The 17,896-nt window shown below is 73.3% G+C and carries 14 protein-coding genes; 6 read left to right on the top strand and 8 right to left on the bottom strand.

The window, feature by feature from the left end; all coding sequences use genetic code 11:
• Nucleotides 1-6: 6 nt before the first annotated feature.
• Both OG381_RS08920 and OG381_RS08915 read right to left on the bottom strand, forming a co-directional pair.
• A complete protein-coding gene (locus OG381_RS08920; protein ID WP_327715586.1) occupies nt 7-1,239 on the bottom strand; it encodes an SWF or SNF family helicase in 1,233 nt (410 codons plus the stop codon).
• A complete protein-coding gene (locus OG381_RS08915) occupies nt 1,236-4,031 on the bottom strand; it encodes a DEAD/DEAH box helicase (protein ID WP_327715585.1) in 2,796 nt (931 codons plus the stop codon). Before OG381_RS08915 ends, OG381_RS08920 begins: the two co-directional genes overlap by 4 nt.
• A gap of 306 nt (nt 4,032-4,337) precedes the next feature.
• Here OG381_RS08915 and OG381_RS08910 point away from each other — a divergent pair, with 306 nt between their 5' ends.
• On the top strand, nt 4,338-4,520 hold the full coding sequence (locus OG381_RS08910; protein WP_327715584.1) for a hypothetical protein: 183 nt from the start codon (nt 4,338-4,340) through the stop codon (nt 4,518-4,520).
• 11 nt (nt 4,521-4,531) lie between these two features.
• Here OG381_RS08910 and OG381_RS08905 read toward each other — a convergent pair whose 3' ends face one another.
• A complete protein-coding gene (locus OG381_RS08905; protein WP_327715583.1) occupies nt 4,532-5,917 on the bottom strand; it encodes a tannase/feruloyl esterase family alpha/beta hydrolase in 1,386 nt (461 codons plus the stop codon).
• Nucleotides 5,918-6,150: 233 nt separating this feature from the next.
• Here OG381_RS08905 and OG381_RS08900 point away from each other — a divergent pair, with 233 nt between their 5' ends.
• Complete coding sequence (locus tag OG381_RS08900) at nt 6,151-9,516, top strand: hypothetical protein (protein ID WP_327715582.1); 3,366 nt, start codon at nt 6,151-6,153, stop codon at nt 9,514-9,516.
• Between the two features lie 6 nt (nt 9,517-9,522).
• On the opposite strand, the gene OG381_RS08895 is transcribed toward OG381_RS08900, so the two are convergent.
• Both OG381_RS08895 and OG381_RS08890 read right to left on the bottom strand, forming a co-directional pair.
• The gene (locus OG381_RS08895) at nt 9,523-10,347 is read right to left on the bottom strand and encodes a hypothetical protein (protein WP_327715581.1); all 825 of its coding nucleotides are present in this window, start codon (nt 10,345-10,347) and stop codon (nt 9,523-9,525) included.
• Nucleotides 10,348-10,481: 134 nt separating this feature from the next.
• Complete coding sequence (locus tag OG381_RS08890) at nt 10,482-10,778, bottom strand: hypothetical protein (RefSeq protein WP_327715580.1); 297 nt, start codon at nt 10,776-10,778, stop codon at nt 10,482-10,484.
• A 301-nt stretch (nt 10,779-11,079) separates the two neighbouring features.
• Here OG381_RS08890 and OG381_RS08885 point away from each other — a divergent pair, with 301 nt between their 5' ends.
• Nucleotides 11,080-12,435 (top strand): NAD(P)/FAD-dependent oxidoreductase, encoded by a 1,356-nt coding sequence (locus OG381_RS08885; RefSeq protein WP_327722423.1) that lies wholly within the window; start codon nt 11,080-11,082, stop codon nt 12,433-12,435.
• A gap of 3 nt (nt 12,436-12,438) precedes the next feature.
• Here the strand turns inward: OG381_RS08885 and OG381_RS08880 are convergent, their stop codons facing one another.
• The gene (locus OG381_RS08880) at nt 12,439-13,116 is read right to left on the bottom strand and encodes a class I SAM-dependent methyltransferase (protein WP_443061886.1); all 678 of its coding nucleotides are present in this window, start codon (nt 13,114-13,116) and stop codon (nt 12,439-12,441) included.
• 114 nt (nt 13,117-13,230) lie between these two features.
• On the opposite strand from OG381_RS08880, the gene pgm reads away from it, so the two are divergent.
• Nucleotides 13,231-14,871 carry a phosphoglucomutase (alpha-D-glucose-1,6-bisphosphate-dependent) gene (gene pgm / locus OG381_RS08875; RefSeq protein WP_327715578.1) on the top strand — a complete coding sequence of 547 codons (1,641 nt, stop codon included), beginning with the start codon at nt 13,231-13,233 and terminating at the stop codon, nt 14,869-14,871.
• Nucleotides 14,872-14,897: 26 nt separating this feature from the next.
• Here the strand turns inward: pgm and OG381_RS08870 are convergent, their stop codons facing one another.
• Nucleotides 14,898-15,422 carry a PadR family transcriptional regulator gene (locus OG381_RS08870; protein WP_327715577.1) on the bottom strand — a complete coding sequence of 175 codons (525 nt, stop codon included), beginning with the start codon at nt 15,420-15,422 and terminating at the stop codon, nt 14,898-14,900.
• 154 nt (nt 15,423-15,576) lie between these two features.
• Here OG381_RS08870 and OG381_RS08865 point away from each other — a divergent pair, with 154 nt between their 5' ends.
• The gene (locus OG381_RS08865; RefSeq protein ID WP_327722422.1) at nt 15,577-16,332 is read left to right on the top strand and encodes an alpha/beta fold hydrolase; all 756 of its coding nucleotides are present in this window, start codon (nt 15,577-15,579) and stop codon (nt 16,330-16,332) included.
• Nucleotides 16,333-16,354: 22 nt separating this feature from the next.
• On the opposite strand, the gene OG381_RS08860 is transcribed toward OG381_RS08865, so the two are convergent.
• Nucleotides 16,355-16,954 carry a class I SAM-dependent methyltransferase gene (locus OG381_RS08860; protein WP_327715576.1) on the bottom strand — a complete coding sequence of 200 codons (600 nt, stop codon included), beginning with the start codon at nt 16,952-16,954 and terminating at the stop codon, nt 16,355-16,357.
• Nucleotides 16,955-17,106: 152 nt separating this feature from the next.
• On the opposite strand from OG381_RS08860, the gene OG381_RS08855 reads away from it, so the two are divergent.
• Nucleotides 17,107-17,880 (top strand): MHYT domain-containing protein, encoded by a 774-nt coding sequence (locus OG381_RS08855; RefSeq protein ID WP_327715575.1) that lies wholly within the window; start codon nt 17,107-17,109, stop codon nt 17,878-17,880.
• Nucleotides 17,881-17,896: the final 16 nt, after the last annotated feature.

The raw sequence follows: 17,896 nt of genomic DNA, 5'->3' as shown, positions 1-17,896 counted from the left end.
GGCACGTCAACCTATCTCCAGGACCTCCTGAGCCGCGGCCAGGGCCGTCGCGGGATCCTGGACGGCACCTCCCGCGGGCACCCAGCGGCCCCGCTCCTTCCGGTACGGCCACCAGCGGCCGTCCCGACCGAGACGCAACTGGCTCGAAGAGCCCACGACCGTCCACCGGTTGCCCCTCGCCCGCAACGACGGCCGCTCCTCCTCGTCCCACGCCGAGTCGAGCGCGGCACGCGCGCGTGCGAGCGTTTCACCCCCGACCGTCCATTCCTCCTCGAGCACCTCCAGTGCGGCCACGCCTCCGTCCCGCCACGCGCGCAGGGCGAGCGCCAACTCCTCCGTGGTGCGCCCTGATCCCTCCAACAACCGCTCCAGCACAGCGGTCTCCTGAGCGCTCACGGCGAGGCGGACGGCGTCCTGGGCGAGCGTCAACTCGTCGTCGAAAGCGTCCCGTTCGGCCAGCAGGCGGTGTGTCTGTGCCGCGGTCCGGGCGGCCAGGAACTCCAGGGCGGCCGGATCGACACCGGAGGGGGCCGGCGTCTCGGTGTCCAGGGAGGGCGGTACGCCGGGCTCCTCGGGGAGTTCCGGCAGGGCGGGCAGCGGCGGAAGGATGTCCCCGGCCGCGTACGCCTCGGCGGCGTCCACGCCCTCCTGGTGGGCCGGCGCCTCATCGGGTACGGCGGTGCGGTCCTGGAGGGCGTCCAGCAGGGCGCGTTCGCCGCGGCCCCGCATCAGCAGCAGGACGAAGGGGTCCTCGTCCAGCAGCCGCGCGACCTGGTAGCAGAGCGCGGCCGTGTGCCCGCAGTGGTCCCAGGCGCCGCAGTCGCACTCGGGCTCCAGATCGCCCATCCCGGGCAGGAGCTCGACACCCGCGGCCGCCGCGTCCTCGACCAGGTGCGGAGGCATGTCGCGGTCCAGGAGAGCCGCGACATGGCCGGCGCGCTCGACGGTCATGTCCAGGAAGCGGTCCCACTGGTCGTCGGACAGCTGCTCGAGCAGCACATCGGCCCGGTGCGGGGTGCGGTCGCGGTCCTGCACGACGGCCGTGATCCGCCCCGGCCGTACCGACACCGCGCCGACGGCACCCGCGCGCGCGAGCCTTCGCCCGGTCTTCACCTGCGCGGTGTCGAGCGCGGCGTCCTCCAGCGCCTTCAGCCAGGCCTGGCCCCACCAGCTCTGCGCGAAGCCCCTCCCGTGCGCGGGAGGGAACGCGGCGAACGTACGCTCCGTCTCGTCACTCATCGTGTGCCCCCTCGCAGTTCGACCAGATCCGCCAGCTCCGCGTCCGTCAGTTCCGTCAGCGCCGTCTCCCCGGCGCCGAGCACCGCGTCGGCCAACTCCCGTTTGCGGCTCAGCATGTCGGCGATGCGGTCCTCGATGGTGCCCTCGGCGATCAGCCGGTGCACCTGCACCGGCCGGTTCTGCCCGATCCGGTACGCACGGTCGGTGGCCTGCGCCTCCACGGCCGGGTTCCACCAGCGGTCGTAGTGCACGACATGCTCGGCCCGGGTGAGGTTCAGCCCCGTGCCCGCCGCCTTCAACGACAGCAGGAAGACCGGGACCTCACCGTCCTGGAAGTGCTGGACCATCTCCTCCCGCCGAGCCACGGGCGTGCCGCCGTGCAGGAACTGCGAGGGCACCCCGCGGGAGGCCAGGTGCCGCTCGATGAGGCGGGCCATCTGCACGTACTGCGTGAAGACCAGCACGCTCGCCCCCTCGGAGAGGATGGTGTCGAGCAACTCGTCCAGGAGCTCCAGCTTTCCCGACCGTCCGACGATCCTCGGCCGGTCCTCCTTGAGGTACTGCGCCGGGTGGTTGCAGATCTGCTTCAGCCCGGTCAGCAGCTTCACGATCAGCCCCCGCCGCGCCATGGTGTCGGCTCCGGAGATCTCCGCGAGCGTCTCGCGCACCACGGCCTCGTACAGACCCGCCTGCTCCTTGGTGAGCGACACCGCGCGGTCCGTCTCCGTCTTCGGCGGCAACTCCGGAGCGATGCCCGGATCCGACTTGCGGCGGCGCAGCAGGAACGGGCGCACCAGCCGCGACAGCCGCTCGGCGGCCTTCGGGTCCCGGCCGCCCTCGATGGCCTGCGCGTACCGCGCGCGGAACGTGCCGAGGCGGCCCAGCAGGCCGGGAGTCGTCCAGTCGAGGATGGCCCACAGCTCCGACAGGTTGTTCTCCACCGGGGTGCCGGTCAGCGCCACGCGTGCGCGTGCGCCGATGGAACGCAGCTGCCGTGCCGTCGCCGAGTACGGGTTCTTGACGTGCTGTGCCTCGTCCGCCACGACCATGCCCCACGACACGTCGGCCAGCCGGCCGGCGTCGAGCCGCATCGTGCCGTACGTGGTGAGCACGAACTCCCCGTCGGCCAGGGCGTCCAGGTCCCGGCGCGGCCCGTGGAAGCGGCGCACGCGCGTGCCGGGGGCGAACTTCTCGATCTCGCGCTGCCAGTTGCCCATGAGGGACGTCGGGCAGACCACGAGCGTGGGTCCGGCGGTGGAGGCATCCGTCTGCCGGTGCAGATGCAGGGCGATGAGCGTGATCGTCTTGCCGAGTCCCATGTCGTCGGCGAGACAGCAGCCCAGTCCGAGGGAGGTCATCCGCGCCAGCCAGTTGAGGCCGCGCCGCTGGTAGTCCCGGAGCGTGGCCGCGAGCTCCGCGGGCTGCTCGACCGGCTGTTGTGCCTCGGGGTCCGCGAGCCGCTCCCGCAGGGCCGCGAGCCATCCTGTGGGGTGCACCTCGACCCGCTGGCCGTCGATCTCCGTGGAGCCCGTGAGAGCGGCGCCTAGCGCGTCGACGGGGGTGATCTTGCGGTCCTGCTGGGCGCGGGCCCGGCGTACCTCCTGCGGGTCGATCAGCACCCACTGGTCGCGCAGCCGCACGACAGGGCGGTTCGACTCGGCCAGCCGGTCGAGCTCCGCGCGGGTGAGCTGCTGGTCGCCGAGCGCGAACCGCCAGTTGAACGCCAACAGCGCGTCGGCGGAGAGGAACGACGGGGTGTCCGAGGAGAGTCTGCCGGGCTCCGACGCGTCGTCCGGCGGACCGACCACCGCGCGGGCCGTCAGTTCGCGGGCGAGCTCCCTGGGCCAGTGCACGTCGACACCGGCGACCGCGAGGGTCCGGGCGCCGGCCGAGAGGAGATCGATGACCTCGTCGTCGGCGAGTTCGATCTCGTCCGGCACGGCCGCCGAGAGCAGGGGCGCGAGCGGCGGCCAGGCGCGGGCCGCGCGGCGCAGCGCGAGCAGGGCGTCCAACCGCGCACGGGGGCCGAACGCCCCGCCCGGCCCCGCCCACACCTCGGCGGCGTCCGCGACCAGCGCCGGATCGCTCAGGTCGTGCACCTGCAGCACGGCCCGGAACGCCGGGGCGGCCTCGTCCTGCGCCGCCGTCGACAGACCGGCTACCTCGATCCGCAGCGACAGCCGTACGCCCGCGTCGTGACCGGCGGCCACATCGGCCGCCCAGGCCCGGTGCCCGGGTACGTGCTGCGGTTCCCGCGCCGCGTAGGCGGGACCACCGGTCACGAGCGACGCGGCGGGGGAGCGGGGCAGGGTGTCGGCGATGGCGTCGAGGAAGGCGCGCAGCAGCCGCTCGGGGTCGGGCAGCCGCAGCGGTGCGCCGCCGTCGAGCGGTACGGCGTGCGCCTCGGGCGGCATCGCCGCGGCCAGCGCCCGGACGCGCTCGACGTCCTCGGGGCGCAACGGACCCACGCGCCAGGCGTCGTGGTCGCCCTCGGACAGACCGGGCAGCAGCAGCCCGCGGGCCGCGAGCTGCAGTGCGTACACGGCGGCCGTGCCCCAGAACACGGTCGCCCGATGGCCGTTCGTGGCGGCACGCGCACGCGTGAGGACGGGCAGGGCCGCCCGCACCGGCAGCAGCACGGCCGGCACGGTCACCGTCTCCACCCCCTCCGCGCCGGGCACGACGACGGTCAGGTCCTCGACGGACCCCGACGCGACGGCCGGCGGCGCGTCACCCTCGGGGTCCCAGAAAGCCACCGAACCGGTGCGGGCGGGGTCGCCGGGGGCGAACACGGCACAGCAACGGGCCAGTTCAGAGATCTCGGACGGTGTTGCCGCGGGAATCCTCGGGACAGGAATGCGACACTCCTCAAACTTGACTACTCAGCGCGGAGTGGCCGAGGGTACAGCACGCGCCCGGTCGACCCGGAATGGCCGGGCCGTGATGTGGGTCACCTCATGGAGAGGGTGGGTATCCCTGTCTCAGGGACGCCTAGGGGTAGCGACTCAGGGACGTCTCAGGGTCGTGGTGCGGAACCGTGGAGAGCGCGGGGCCGTTCTCAGGACAGAGAGCGGCAGTGGCCGCGGAGGAGGCGACACATGTCGAAGAGAGCGAAGATCGCCGCAGGAGGTGTGGCGGTCGGCATCCTTCTGCTGATCTGGCTGCCGTGGTGGGCCGCGCTCCTGATCGTCCTGGGAGTACCGGCCGCCGCGTACCTCACGCTGGACCCCTCGCAGCGGCGCAGGTTGCGCCGTGTCACACGCAAGGAGCTCGGTCGCTGAGACCCCTTGGGCTACCGGGCCGCCTCGGCCCGGTCGGCCAGGGTGCAGGAGTCGACCACGTCGCCGCTCGCGGGCCTGCTCACGGCATGGTCCGCGGGCGGCGGGGTGCCCCGCTCCACCCATGACACCAGCGCGTCGAAGGCCGACCGGTAGCAGGGCAGGATCGGCCGCAGCCGGTCCGGATAGGTGTCGTAGAGGCCGTCGACGTGCGTGCCGCCCTCGACCGTGTAGGAGCGGTGCAGCCGGCCCCTGCCGCTCGCGTCGATCATGCGCGCGTACACGGCGGAGTCGGCGGCCTCGGGCAGCAGCGCGTCCAGGTCGCCGTGCAGGGTGATCAGCGGGCGCCCGATCCGTCCGGTCAGCGCCACCCGGGCCACGGCGCGATGGACGGACGCCGGGCGCGCGGCGTAGTCGTAGACCGCGTCGCCGGCACAGGGCGCCAGCACCTGTTCCGTGGTGGTCCCGGCGGTCGGGCCGGGGCAGGCGGGGTCGTAGGCAGGGTCGAACTCGGCGCGGTAGATCTTCTGCGTGACTCCCCAATAGACCTTCTCGTGGTACGGCCACAGGAACTCCGAGCCGCGCGCGAAGCCCACCGCGTACAGGTCCTCGTCCCGCGCCGAACCGGTCATTCGGGCCACGGCCGCGGGCAGCGAGGTGAGCAGATTCGGCCCGTCCGCGGTCCACAGCGCCCCCTCCCAGTCCACGCCGCCGTCGTACAGCTCCGGATGGTTCTCCAGCTGCCAGCGCGTCAGATAGCCACCGTTGGAGATGCCCGTCATGTACGTGCGCCTCGGCGCGTGTCCGTAACGCCGGGCCACCGCACGCTCGGCCGCGCGCGTGAGCTGGGTGGTGCGCGCGTTCCACTCGGCGACCGCGTCACCGGGGCGGGTGCCGTCGCGGTAGAAGTCGGCGCCGTTGTTGCCCTTGTCGGTCGCGGCGTAGGCGTAGCCCTGCGCGAGCACTCGGTCGGAGATCGCCGTGTCCGTGGCGTACTGCCTGCGCGTACCCGGCGCGCCGGTGACGACGAGCCCGCCGTTCCAGCGGTCCGGCAGCCTGATCACGAACTGGGCGTCGTGCTGCCATCCGTGGGTGGCGTTGAACCGGGACGAGTCCGGGAAGTAGCCGTCGATCTGCACACCCGGAACTCCGGACGGCGTGCGGGTCGCCCTGGCCGTGAGTCCCGCCTGGTCGGCCATGTCGGTGTACGGGGTGCCGGCCAGCCCGGTGGTCGTCAGGTCCGGGAGGCACGCGCTCCGTTGGAAGGCCGCGCCCGGCACGTGGACGCGGTCCTGTCGTGCGCAGTGACCATCTGTCGTGCCTGCGGCGGGAGTCGGCCAGGTGAGGGCGGTCGCCACCAGTGCGGCGGCGAGGAGCGGGACGCCTCGGGACAGGTGCATGAGGGCCTCCAGGACGGGTCGGGGAGTCGCGGGCTGCCTCATGGTGCGAGTGCCGTACGACGCCATCCATGGGGCGGGGCCACATGGAATGAGGGCGCCGTATGTGAAGTGCCGTACGGGGAAAGGAGATCGACGAGGCGCGAGAAATCCGTTTGCGCAGGTGGTCGGCGGCACCCCACCATGACCGACATGACTTTCGGAAAGGGGGCCCAGCGACTCCACGGTGAGCGCTGATGGCCGCACACGAGGCGTCCCCGACGCCGTCCCGACAGCCCCAGAACCCGCCGGCGCCCTTGACGTCCGCCTGGCTGAGGGCCCACTTCGACACCCTGCCCTTCCCGGCCCGTACGAGCGCCCTGGCGCGGTACGCCCGCACCCTCGCTCCGGGCGCCTACGAGACGCTCCACCACGCCCTCGACCACGGCGATCCCGCCGACCGGCACACCGCCCTGTTCCTCGCCGTGGTCCGCCGCGACCTGGAACGGGTGGCGGAGGCGCTCGCGGACCCGCTGCTGGGACGCCGGGCCCGCTCGGCGGCCGTCCGGCTGCCCGTACCCGAACAGGCCCTGGAACGCCTGGCTCTAAGCGACATCAGGGCCGTACGCCACGACACCTATCGCCTCCTCAAGCTGAGCCGCCGCACGGCACTGGCGGCCAGGCTGCTGCCGGAGATCCACGAACGCCACGGCGGTCGCGAAGCGGCCGCACTCCTGCCCGCCTGCCCTCCCGAGACGGTGGCCGCATGGCTGCCCCGCGTCGACCCGGCACCCGGCGTCCTCAACTCCCTGGCCCGCACCGCCCCCTACGCCGTCGCCGTACACGTGACGGCTCAATGCGCGCACCGGCCCCAGCACTCGACCCGCCAGTACCGTGCCGTCGCATCGCTCGCCGCCCGGCGCGACCCACACGCGGCACTCCTGCTGCTGGACCGGACACCGCTGCTCCTCACTCCCGCGGCCGTCCTCTCCGCCCTGACCCGGCCCGCCGAAGCACTGGCCGTACTGCGCACACCACCCCCCGGCCCCGGCCCCGGCGACCGCACCCGTGAGCGCCTCGTCCCCGTGGGCCCCCTGCCGCCCTCGCTGCGCCGCAAGCTCCTCGCCCTGCCCGCACACGACCTGGTGGAACTCGCCGAGCACTGCCGCTGCACCGGACGCCGGCCCACCGCCCCGGGCCGCACCGACGTCGCCCCGGACGGTCTGCTCGGCCTCCTCCCACCCGCCGAGCGGCGCCGCATCGTCGAGAAGCACACCGGCACGACGTCGCGGCCCGTCCCGGCACTGGTGGGCGCGCTGGCCGCCCTCGAACCCGCCGACCGCGCAGACCTGGTCCGCCCCTCGGCGGTGGGCAGCGAACGTCGCCCATGGACCCTGGCCCGAGCGGCACAGGCCCTGCCGCTCGCAGAGGGGGAACCGTTGCTGAAGGCGCTCGCGGACAACCACCGCCTCCAACAGCGCTCCCTGGCCTGGCCCGCCCTGCTGGTCTGCGCCGAACTCGAAGGTGACCCCGAGCAGTTCGCACGCGTCGCCGCCGACTGCGAACGGGCCTGGCACGACCAGGACGCCGTGCGCCGTCCCGCGCTCGAACAACTCGCGAGCACCGCCGGACACTTGCTCGCCGCACTGCCCGAACGCGTCCTGCGTGACGCCGTCCTCACCACCGTCCAGGCACGCGACGCGACGGAAGGCACCGTCAGAGCCGCGCGCCGGCTGCTCCAGCGGGTCGTCGAGCGGGCGGCGGCGACCGGCCGACCGGACCGGGCAGCCTATGCGGCCGGACTGCTCGGCGAACTCGTCACACGGCCGGAACAGACCGATGCGCTGCCCCCGTTGCGCGTCGGCGAGACGACCGCCCGGGCCATCTGGACGGCGATCGCACCCACGGCCCTGCGCCGGCCCGAGGTGGGCACCGCCCTCGCCGAACTCCTCGCGACACATCTCACCGCGCTGCCGGAACTCGACGCCGCGGCACGGCGGGTCGCCGTCGAGTGCGACGATCCGCACCTCGCGACGCGTGCCGCGGCGGTATGGGTGCGGCCGCCGCGGCTGCGCGAACAGCGCTGCGCCGAACTGATCGCCCTGGACCCGACCTTCGTCACCGTTCCCGTCGTCCTGCGGACCGTCGCCACCCGCCGCACCGATCTGCTCGACCCCGTCCTGGCCGCGGCACGCGAGGGCCTCACGGGGCGGCTGCGGACCCGCCGTACCGCGTGGACACCGCGCCTCGCGCCCGGCGTCGCCGGAAGGTGGCTGCCTGCCCAGCGGGACGCCTGGGAAGAACATCACGCGCGCGTGGTGCTCGACGAATCGGCTCCGCTGCGCGTGCGGACCGATGCGGCGCGGCTGCTGAGGGACCCCGAACGTCTGACGGCGCTCGCGCGGGACGCCCCCCAACCGGTGGCAGCGGCGGCCCTCGGGGCCCTCGGCGACGTCCCGGGCCGCGATCGCGTGACCCTCCTGCTGCGGCACGCGGGAACCGGGGGCGTGCGCGGCCGCGCCGCGATGGCCTCGGTGCGGCGGCTGATCACACGGCTGCCGGACGACGACGCGGTGCCCCTGCTGGCACCGGTGGCCTGCGCCGCGGACAGCCCGGTGGGCGCCCGCAAGGAAGCCGTACGGGCGCTGGCCGACCTCCCACGGCCGGACGCCTTCCAAGCCCTCCTGGCGGCCTGGGACGTGCCGCACCAGCATCGGGACGTGCGCGCCGTCCTCGCCCGCGTCCTGCTCCCGGCGATCGACCGCCGGGACGTGGCCGACCGTCTGATGGGGGCCGTCCATGAGGCCGCCGTGCGCGACGAGGTCGTGCACGCGCGCGTGGGCCTCGGTTTCACGGTGCCGAGGGAGGCTTACGCCGCCTTCCTGGTGCGGCTGGTGGAGACGGGTGACGAGGACACCGCGGTCGCCGCGTGCCAGGTGCTTGCGACGTGGCCGGCACCCGGCGGGGCCCGTGCGCTCGCGGACGCCCTCGCGGCCCCGGCCCGCCCGCGCAAGGTGTGGGACGCGGCCGCGCGTCAACTCGTCCGGCTGCCGCCCGGCCCGCTGACCGAGGCGGCGCTCAGAGGCGCATTCGACGCCCTGGCCGCACGAGCCGTGGACCCACGCACGCGTGCCGACGCGCTGCGGCGGCTGCACGCGTGCGCCGAATACTCGGATCCAGGAGGGTGCGCGGAGCCGCCGACGATGCTGGACGCGCTCGCCGACACACTGGAGACCGTGGGACTCCACGCCGACGCCGCCCGTGTGAGCTGGGACAGCGCCATGGCGCTCGTACGCGACGGCGAACACGACGAGCACCGGTGGGAAAAGGTCGCACGGCAGTGCGAGGCAGGGGCGGGACGGCTGCCGGCGCGGCATGACGTACCGGCCGATCTGCACCGGCCACGCGTGCGTGCCGCCCTGCTCGCCGCCGCGCGGACCCTCCGTGCCCGAGGCTCCGCCGTGACCGGCCGCCTCGCGCTGGACCTCGTCCGGGCCGGCGGCCGGGCGGCCTCCTGGGACGAACCCTGGCGGGCCGAACTCGACGCGCTCAGAGCCCACCAGGACGCGGACACCGTCGTGGACGCCCTGCTGGTGGACCCGGACGGCCGCGGCCGTCGATGACCCGGCTCAGAGGGGACGTACGGCCATCTTGTCGAGCGCCTCCAGCAGCCCCGGCAGCTCCGGGCCGCGGCCGACCGGCAGAACCTCGCCGGGCTCGTCGTCGAGCAGCACGAACGCGATGTCGTCGGTCCTGGCCACGAGCGACCAGCCGGGGCCGTCGGCGCGCAGGGTGCGGGCGTCGCCCGGCGCGAAGGACGAACGGACCCGGCCCAGGGGCGGCGGCGTCTCCACGTACGCGCGGGCCTCCGCGAGGACCCGCCGGATGCCGCTGTGACCCTTGGGAGCGTCCTCCTCGCCCTTGTCGGCGGGCTCGACCGGTTCCGGCACCGGGAAGTCGGCGTCGTCGATCTGCTCACGCCAGGTGGCCCACTGGAGGGCGATCTCGTCGGCCCCCAGCCGGCGCTGGGCCGGTCCCCACGTGCTGGTGTCCGGCGGTGTCAGCGGGGGACCGTCGACCTCCGGCGCGGGATCGTGCGGCGCGGGCACGTTCGGAGCCGCGACGGCGACCGCGAGGGGCCAGCCCGGCAGGGCGGCCACGACCGTGCGTTCGTCGGGCGACAGGTCGTACTCCATGCCGCAGTCCCAGGACGCGATGGCGACGGCGACCAGCGAGACGTCGTCGATGACGACCGTCCAGCGGGAGCCGTCGCCGTCCTGGCCGAGCACCAGGCCGTACCCGTCGGCGAGCGGCGCGAGACCGAGCGCCGCACAGGCCTCCGGATAGTCGTCGCCCAGCACGCTCGGGAACTTCGCCGGCGTCAGCAGCACCGCCGTCAGCACATAGAGCGCGTCGTCCGCGGCGGCGACGGTGTCCTCGTCCGTCCCGGCCATCCCAGCCTCCCCATCGGTATGTCCAACGGCGCGCACCCTAGTGTGCGTGGAAGCCGCTTGTCACGACTGTCCAGCCCACCCGGAGCTGCTGTTTTCCGGCCGGACTGGACGAATCGGCCTCTTTGGACCGTCGATCAGGCCGCCGGAAGTCCCAGGAGGGCACGCGCCACGGTCTGCGGCGACTCGTCGCGCTCCCGCGCGAGCGCGATGACCGCCCGGCACGCCAGCTCGCTCACCCCGAACGACAACGCCTCCGGAGACACCCAGCCGGCGGCTTCGTCGATCTGGTCCTGGTCGTCCTCGGCACACGCCGAGACGTACGCCGCCGCGGCCTCGAACAGGTTGTGCGTGCGTTTGTCCCGGCCGTCGTCCGTATCGGCGCGCACGGTGTCGAAAAATCTGGCGAAGGACTTGCGGACCCTGCCGAACATGCTGACCACCTTCCCCCTGCGTGGTTGGCTGACCGATCGTTCATCTCCCCCTGCTCAACGTAGGGTTGGATCTCCGGCGACAGAAGAGGGCGGCGCGCTCCGCCTGGCGGACAGGCCCTCATGGGATGGCGGGTTCGAGACGCCCTCGAGGGCCGGAACTCAGTCAACGCTCCTTGTGGCGAAGGATACTTGTGCCTTCTCACCACAGGGCGACCAAGGGAGCGGATCGGTGAACTCTGCCGTAGGAACGGGCCGTCGGAGCGAGGGCGGCGGCGGTCGGGGCGAGCGGCACGCGGTCGTCGTGGGCGGCAGCATCGCGGGACTCCTCGCGGCGCACGTCCTGGCCGGGCACTGCGACCGGGTGACCGTCGTCGAGCGCGACCGGTTCCCGGAGGCCACCGGGCCACGGCCGGGCGTACCCCAGGGCCGGCATCCGCACGTCCTGCTGGAAGGCGGACAGACGGCCCTGGAGTCACTGCTGCCGGGCTTCCTGACGGAACTGGAGGAGGCGGGGGCGCCGCGGGTGGGGATGCCGTCGGACATGGTGCTGTGGCAGAACGGCCGCTGGCTCCGCCGGTGGCCCGCTTCGACGCACATATACACCGGCTCCCGCGCCCAGCTGGAGGAGCTGATACGGCGGCGGGTTCTCGCCAATCCGGTGATCGGCGTGGTGGAGGGGGCCGAGGCCGTCGGGCTTCTCGGTGATGCCTCGCGGGTACGGGGCGTACTCCTGCGGGAACGTTCCGGCGAGGTCGGTGCGGAATCCCGGGCCCTGGAGGCCGACCTGGTGGTCGACGCCTCCGGCAGCGGCACCAAGGCGCCGCAGTGGCTCGCGGCGATCGGTGCCGAGAGCGCGCACGAGGAGACCATCGACACCGGGCTCGCCTACGCCTCGCGCGTCTACCGCGGGCGCAAGGGCGCCCTCGACGGCGAGACCCTCGGCCACTACGTCTATCCCGGGCCCGACCAGGTCAACGGCGGTGGCGCGCTGCCCCTGGAGGACGGCAGCCATCTGGTCATCGTCTCGGGGCTGCGCGGCGACGAACCGCCCACGGGCGACGACGAGTTCGAGGCGTACGCCAAGCGACTGGCGCATCCGCTCCTGGACCGCTGGCTGGAGGAGGCCGAACCGCTCACGCCGGCGTTCGGCTACCGGCGGACCGCGAACATCCGGCGCCGTTACGACCTGCCTGGCCGCCGCCCGGCCGGATTCCTCGCCACCGGCGACGCCCTGTGCACCTTCAACCCGATCTACGGGCAGGGCATGGCCATCGCCGCGATGAGCGCGGTCGCCCTGCGCGACACGCTCGACGACCGTCGCCGCACCCCCACCACGCGCCGTGCGCAGCGGGCGCTGCTCGCGGCATCCCGGCAGGCGTGGGACATCTCGGCCGGAGCGGACCGCGGGATGCCGGGCGCGGTCGGCACCGCGGTCGCCGCCGGCCCCGCGGACCGTGTCGCGGGCTGGTACCTGCGCCGGGTCACGGAACGGTCGCCCGGCGACCCCGTCGTGGGGCGTGCCTTCCGCGCCGTGCTGGTCCTCGCCGAGCCGGTCACCGCCCTGTTCGCCCCCTCCGTCGCGCGGGCCGTTCTCTTCAGCCGGCCCGGGCCGACGCCCGCCGAGCCGCCGGCGAGCCCGGAGCCACGCGAGCGCTGAGCGTCAGAGCCCGGTCTCCTCGCGGCGGCAGTAAAGGAAGAGATGGGGCTCGGGCTCCGCGGCGGGGTGGTCCGGGGTGAAGGTGAGGCTGTGCCGGGACAGCACCGTCAGCCCGGCCGCCTCCACCAGGCCGATCACGTCGTCCTCGGCGAAGCTCGTCGCGCGGACCGGCTGGCCCATGAAGACCACCTCGACGTCCTCCACGTCGGCGGGCACGGTGGCCAGCACCAGATGCCCACCGGGCCTCAGTGCCAGGGCCAGGCGCCGCATCAGTGCCGACTGCTGGGCGCGGGTCATCTGGAGCAGCGAGAAGAACACGCACACCCCGTCCAACGAGTCCGCGTCCAGCGGGACGTCCCGGATGTCGGCGCTGCGGAACTCGGCCCCGGGCACCTGACGGGTGGCGAGTTCCACCATGACGGGGGAGACGTCGACGCCCAGCACCGAGTGCCCCGCCCCGACGAGCGCCGCCGCGGTGGGCCGCCCGGTGCCGCTGCCCACGTCCAGCGTCCGCGCGGCGGGCGGCAGCCGCTCGATCAGCCACTCCAGCGCGGACAGGTGCGCGGGGGCATGGGCGAACGCCTTCTCGTAGTCGGCGCCCAGCGCGTCGAACAGCACGGCGGCGGGCGGCCGTTGGTCCTCGTGCGTCACGTCGGTGTCCCCTCGTTCGCCGACCCGCATCGTCGCATCCGTCGTACGTGTGCCACAACGGTCGCCCGGTGCGCGTCCCGGCGCACCGGACAGGGGAGAATGGGGCCGTAACCCCACGATCGACTCTTGCGGAGGAGCGGGCACATGCAGGACGCGCGAGCGGGACAGGTCGCCGGGCCCGAGGACCTCATCGATGTGGCCCGCCTGGTCACGGCGTACTACGCGCTGCACCCCGACCCGGCCGAGCCCGGGCAGCGGGTGGCGTTCGGTACCTCCGGACATCGCGGCTCGTCGCTCGCGGCGGCCTTCAACGAGGACCACATCGCCGCCACCAGCCAGGCCATCTGCGAGTACCGCGCCGCCCAGCGCACCGACGGCCCGCTCTTCCTCGGCGCCGACACCCACGCCCTTTCCGAGCCCGCGCGGATCACGGCGCTGGAGGTGTTCGCCGCCAACGACGTGAGCGTCCTCATCGACCAGGCAGACGGCTACACACCCACTCCGGCGGTCTCGCACGCCATCCTCGCCCACAACCGGAACCGCACCTCCGGCTTCGCGGACGGCGTGGTGGTCACCCCTTCGCACAACCCGCCCGCCGACGGCGGCTTCAAGTACAACCCGCCGAACGGCGGCCCCGCCGGGTCCGAGGCGACCTCCTGGATCCAGGACCGCGCCAACGAGATCATCACCGGCGGTCTGAAGGACGTACGGCGCATCCCCTACGCCCGTGCCCTGGCCGCACCCGGAACGGCCCGCTACGACTTCCTCGGCACCTATGTGGCCGACCTGCCGAACGTCCTGGACCTGGACGCGATCCGGGCCGCCGGCGTGCGGATCGGCGCCGACCCGCTGGGCGGTGCCTCGGTCGCCTACTGGGGCCGGATCGCCGAACAGCACCGGCTCGACCTGACGGTCGTCAACCCGCTCACCGACCCCACCTGGCGCTTCATGACGCTGGACTGGGACGGCAAGATCCGCATGGACTGCTCCTCGCCGTACGCCATGGCCTCGCTCATCGAGCAGCGCGACCGGTTCGACATCGCCACCGGCAACGACGCCGACGCCGACCGCCACGGCATCGTCACACCCGACGGGGGCCTCATGAACCCCAACAACTATCTGGCGGTGGCGATCTCGTATCTGTTCTCGCACCGGGAACAGTGGCCCGCGAGCGCCGGGATCGGCAAGACCCTGGTGTCCTCCAGCATGATCGACCGGGTCGCGGCGGACGTCGGCCGGCCGCTGGTCGAGGTCCCGGTCGGCTTCAAGTGGTTCGTGGACGGCCTGTCGGACGGCTCGCTGGGCTTCGGCGGCGAGGAGTCGGCGGGCGCGTCCTTCCTGCGCCGGGACGGCTCGGTGTGGACCACCGACAAGGACGGCATCATCCTGGCGCTGCTCGCCTCCGAGATCACGGCGGTCACGGGCAGGACCCCGTCGCAGCACTACGCCGGTCTCACGGACCGCTTCGGTGCCCCCGCCTACGCGCGCGTGGACGCCCCGGCCTCCCGCGAGGAGAAGGCGCTGCTCGCCAAGCTGTCCCCGCGCCAGGTCACCGCCGACACCCTCGCCGGCGAGCCGGTCACCACGGTGCTCACCGAGGCTCCCGGCAACGGCGCCGCCCTCGGCGGCATCAAGGTCGCCACCGCCAACGCCTGGTTCGCGGCCCGCCCTTCGGGCACGGAGGACGTCTACAAGATCTACGGGGAGTCCTTCCTCGGCGCGGACCATCTGCGGCAGGTCCAGGAGGAGGCCAGGTCCGTGGTGCTCGCGGCGCTGGGTGCGTGACGCGTACGAGGGGCGCCTCGGTGTCCTCAGCCGTTAAGTGAGGCGAGGGTGGCCCGCAGCCAGGTGAGTTCCGCCTGGGACGTGGCGCGCGCGATCGTCAGGATGCCGCGCCGGAAGGGATCGTCCAGCTCCTCGGCGCGCAACGGCCGGTCACCCTCGTAGAAGAAGCTCGCGGGTTCCTCCAGGAACGACAGCCTGCGCCGCAGTACGGCCGCCTGCGCCGCGGCGTCGTCCAGGTGCCGGAGGAACGCGAGCAGGGTGAACCAGCGGTTCTCGTCGGTGATGTCGCGTTGTACGGGCTCGGCGAGTCGGCGGCGCAGATCGCGGTGGCCGTCCTCGGTGAGCGTCAGGACGTGACGTGGCGCGGCGACGGAACCGGGCTCCGTCGCGCGCTCCAGCAGCCCGGCCTTCTCCAGACGCTTGATCGCCGGATAGAGCGTGCTCTCCGCGATGGGCTTCACGTGCCCGGTCAGCGCCGCGATGCGTTTGCGCAGCTCGTAGCCGTGCAGAGGGGCGTCGTACAGGAATCCGAGGATGGCGAGCTCCAGCATGCCCGCATTCTGCCGTACGGCCGGGGTACATCGCTCGACGAATACATCGCATTCTCAATACCTCGTAACAGATGTATTGTCGTGGCGATGGTTCGCCAGGGCGGCTCGCGAGGGTGCCGCCATGGACGCCGCCACGCCGCACAGGGAGGACGCGATGAAGCAGGCCGAGTTCGACGGCAAGGGAAGCCGCATCCGCTGGACGGAGGTGCCCGGGGAGGAACCCACGCGCGTGTACGTGCACGGACTGGGGTCGGTCTCGTCCGTGTACCACGCCCATATCGCGGCCCGGCCCGAACTCGCGGGCAGCCGGAGCCTGTTCGTGGACCTGCCCGGACACGGCATCAGCGACCGGCCCGAGCACTTCGGTTACACCCTCGACGACCATGCCGGGGCGCTGGCGGCGGCCCTGGACGCGGCGGGTGTCACGCGGGCCGAGCTCATCGCGCACAGCATGGGCGGCGCCGTCGCCCTGGTGCTCGCCCACCGGCGCCCCGAACTGGTCTCCCGGCTGGTGCTCACGGAGGCCAACCTGGACGCGTTCCCGCCGCCCGCCGCGGGCAGCAGCGGCATCGCCTCCCACGAGGAGGAGGCCTTCGTCGCTGGTGGCTACGCGCGCGTGCTGGAACAGGTCGGGCCCCTGTGGGCGGCGACCATGCGACTGGCCGACCCGCGCGCGCTGCACCGGACGGCCGTCGGGCTGAGGCGCGGCTCCGACCCCGTCATGCGCGACATCCTCGAAGCTCTCACCGTGGAGCGCGTGTATCTGCAGGGTGAGTTGAGCGGTGAACTCGAGGGCAGGGGTGATCTGGAGGCCGCGGGGGTGCGCGTGGTGACCGTGCCCGGCGCGGGCCACAACGTCATGTTCGACAACCCCGACGCCTTCGCGGCGGTGGTCGCCGGGCGGGGCTGAAGGGGCGGGCGGTGCCGCCAGGTCAGGCGTCCCGCACGGCCAGGGCCAGGAACCGGGTGTCCTCGTCGGCGTACGACGTCATGCGCCACCCGGAACCGGCCAGCAGAGGCCGGAGGTTGGGCTCCGCACGCAGGTCGTCCGGCGTGATCTGCCGGCCCTGTCGTGCCGCGAGCGCCGCCCTGCCGATCGGGTGGAAGAGCGCCAGGGTGCCGCCCGGACGCACCACACGGGCCAACTCCCGCAGGTTCTCGGCCGGATCGGGCAGATGGGAGATGAGCCCCGCCCCGAACACCGCGTCGAGCGACTCCGCGCGCAGCGGCAGCGCGGCCACGTCGGCCAGCAGCAACTGCCCGTCCCGGTCCCGTCCGGCCCGTACGGCGGCCTGGAGCATGGCCGGTGTCAGATCGGCCCCGAGGACCACTCCCGAGGGCCCCACGGCCGCACGCAGGGGCGGCAGGGCGCGCCCGGTGCCGCAGCCGGCGTCGAGCACGCGATCCCCCTCACGCAGCCCGAGGCCGACGACCGCGGCGGCGTAGGCGGGACCGTCGTCGGGGAAGCGGGCGTCCCAGTCGGCGGCTCGGGCACCGAAGAACTCCTGGACATGTGTGTGGTCGTCGCTCATGGTCCGCATGATCTCTCACCGACAAGGATGATGCTCCTGCGCACACGTTCGAGCGCGGCGCGATCGTTCAGGTGCATCTCTGCGTCATATTCCAACACCTTTCGAACTGCGCCCCCTTTGTGCGCCCATGCCCCGACTAGCGTCCCGGAGCCATGGGACACCTGGACCACGCCGCACTCGGCTGGCTGACCCCCGTGCTGTCGTACGTGATGGCCTGCATCGGCGCCGCACTCGGGCTGCGCTGCACGGTCCGCGCGCTCGGCGCCACGGGGCGTTCACGCCGCAACTGGCTCATCACCGCCGCCTCCGCGATCGGAACCGGCATCTGGACCATGCACTTCGTGGCCATGCTCGGCTTCAGCGTCAGCGGCACCGACATCCGCTACGACGTGCCGCTCACCATCGTGAGTCTGCTCGTCGCCATGATCGTCGTCTGTGCCGGCGTCTTCGCCGTCGGCTACAGCAAGGACCGCGGGCGGGCCCTCTTCCTGGGCGGGCTCACCACCGGACTCGGCGTGGCGAGCATGCACTACCTGGGCATGGCCGCCGTCCGACTGCACGGCGACGTGAAGTACGACCCGGCCCTCGTCGGACTGTCCGTGCTGATCGCCGTCGTCGCCGCGACGGCCGCCCTGTGGGCCGCGCTCAACATCAAGTCGCCCGTCGCCGTCACCGTCGCCTCGCTCATCATGGGAGCCGCGGTGAGCAGCATGCACTACACCGGGATGTTCTCGGTGAGCGTGCGCGTCAGCCCGTCCGACGCGGCCCTGCCCGGGGCCACCGCGATGCAGTTCATCTTCCCCCTCGCCGTCGGCCTCGGGTCCTATCTCTTCCTGACCTCCGCCTTCGTCGCGCTGTCGCCGACCTCGGGGGAGCGCGAGGCGTCCGTCTCGGCCCAGCGGCCGGTCGAGAGCGCCGCCCGCTGACGGGCCACCGGGCCCG

This window comes from Streptomyces sp. NBC_00490, from assembly GCF_036013645.1.
Taxonomy (GTDB): domain Bacteria; phylum Actinomycetota; class Actinomycetes; order Streptomycetales; family Streptomycetaceae; genus Streptomyces; species Streptomyces canus_F.
This window is presented reverse-complemented; position numbering and strand designations above follow the sequence as displayed.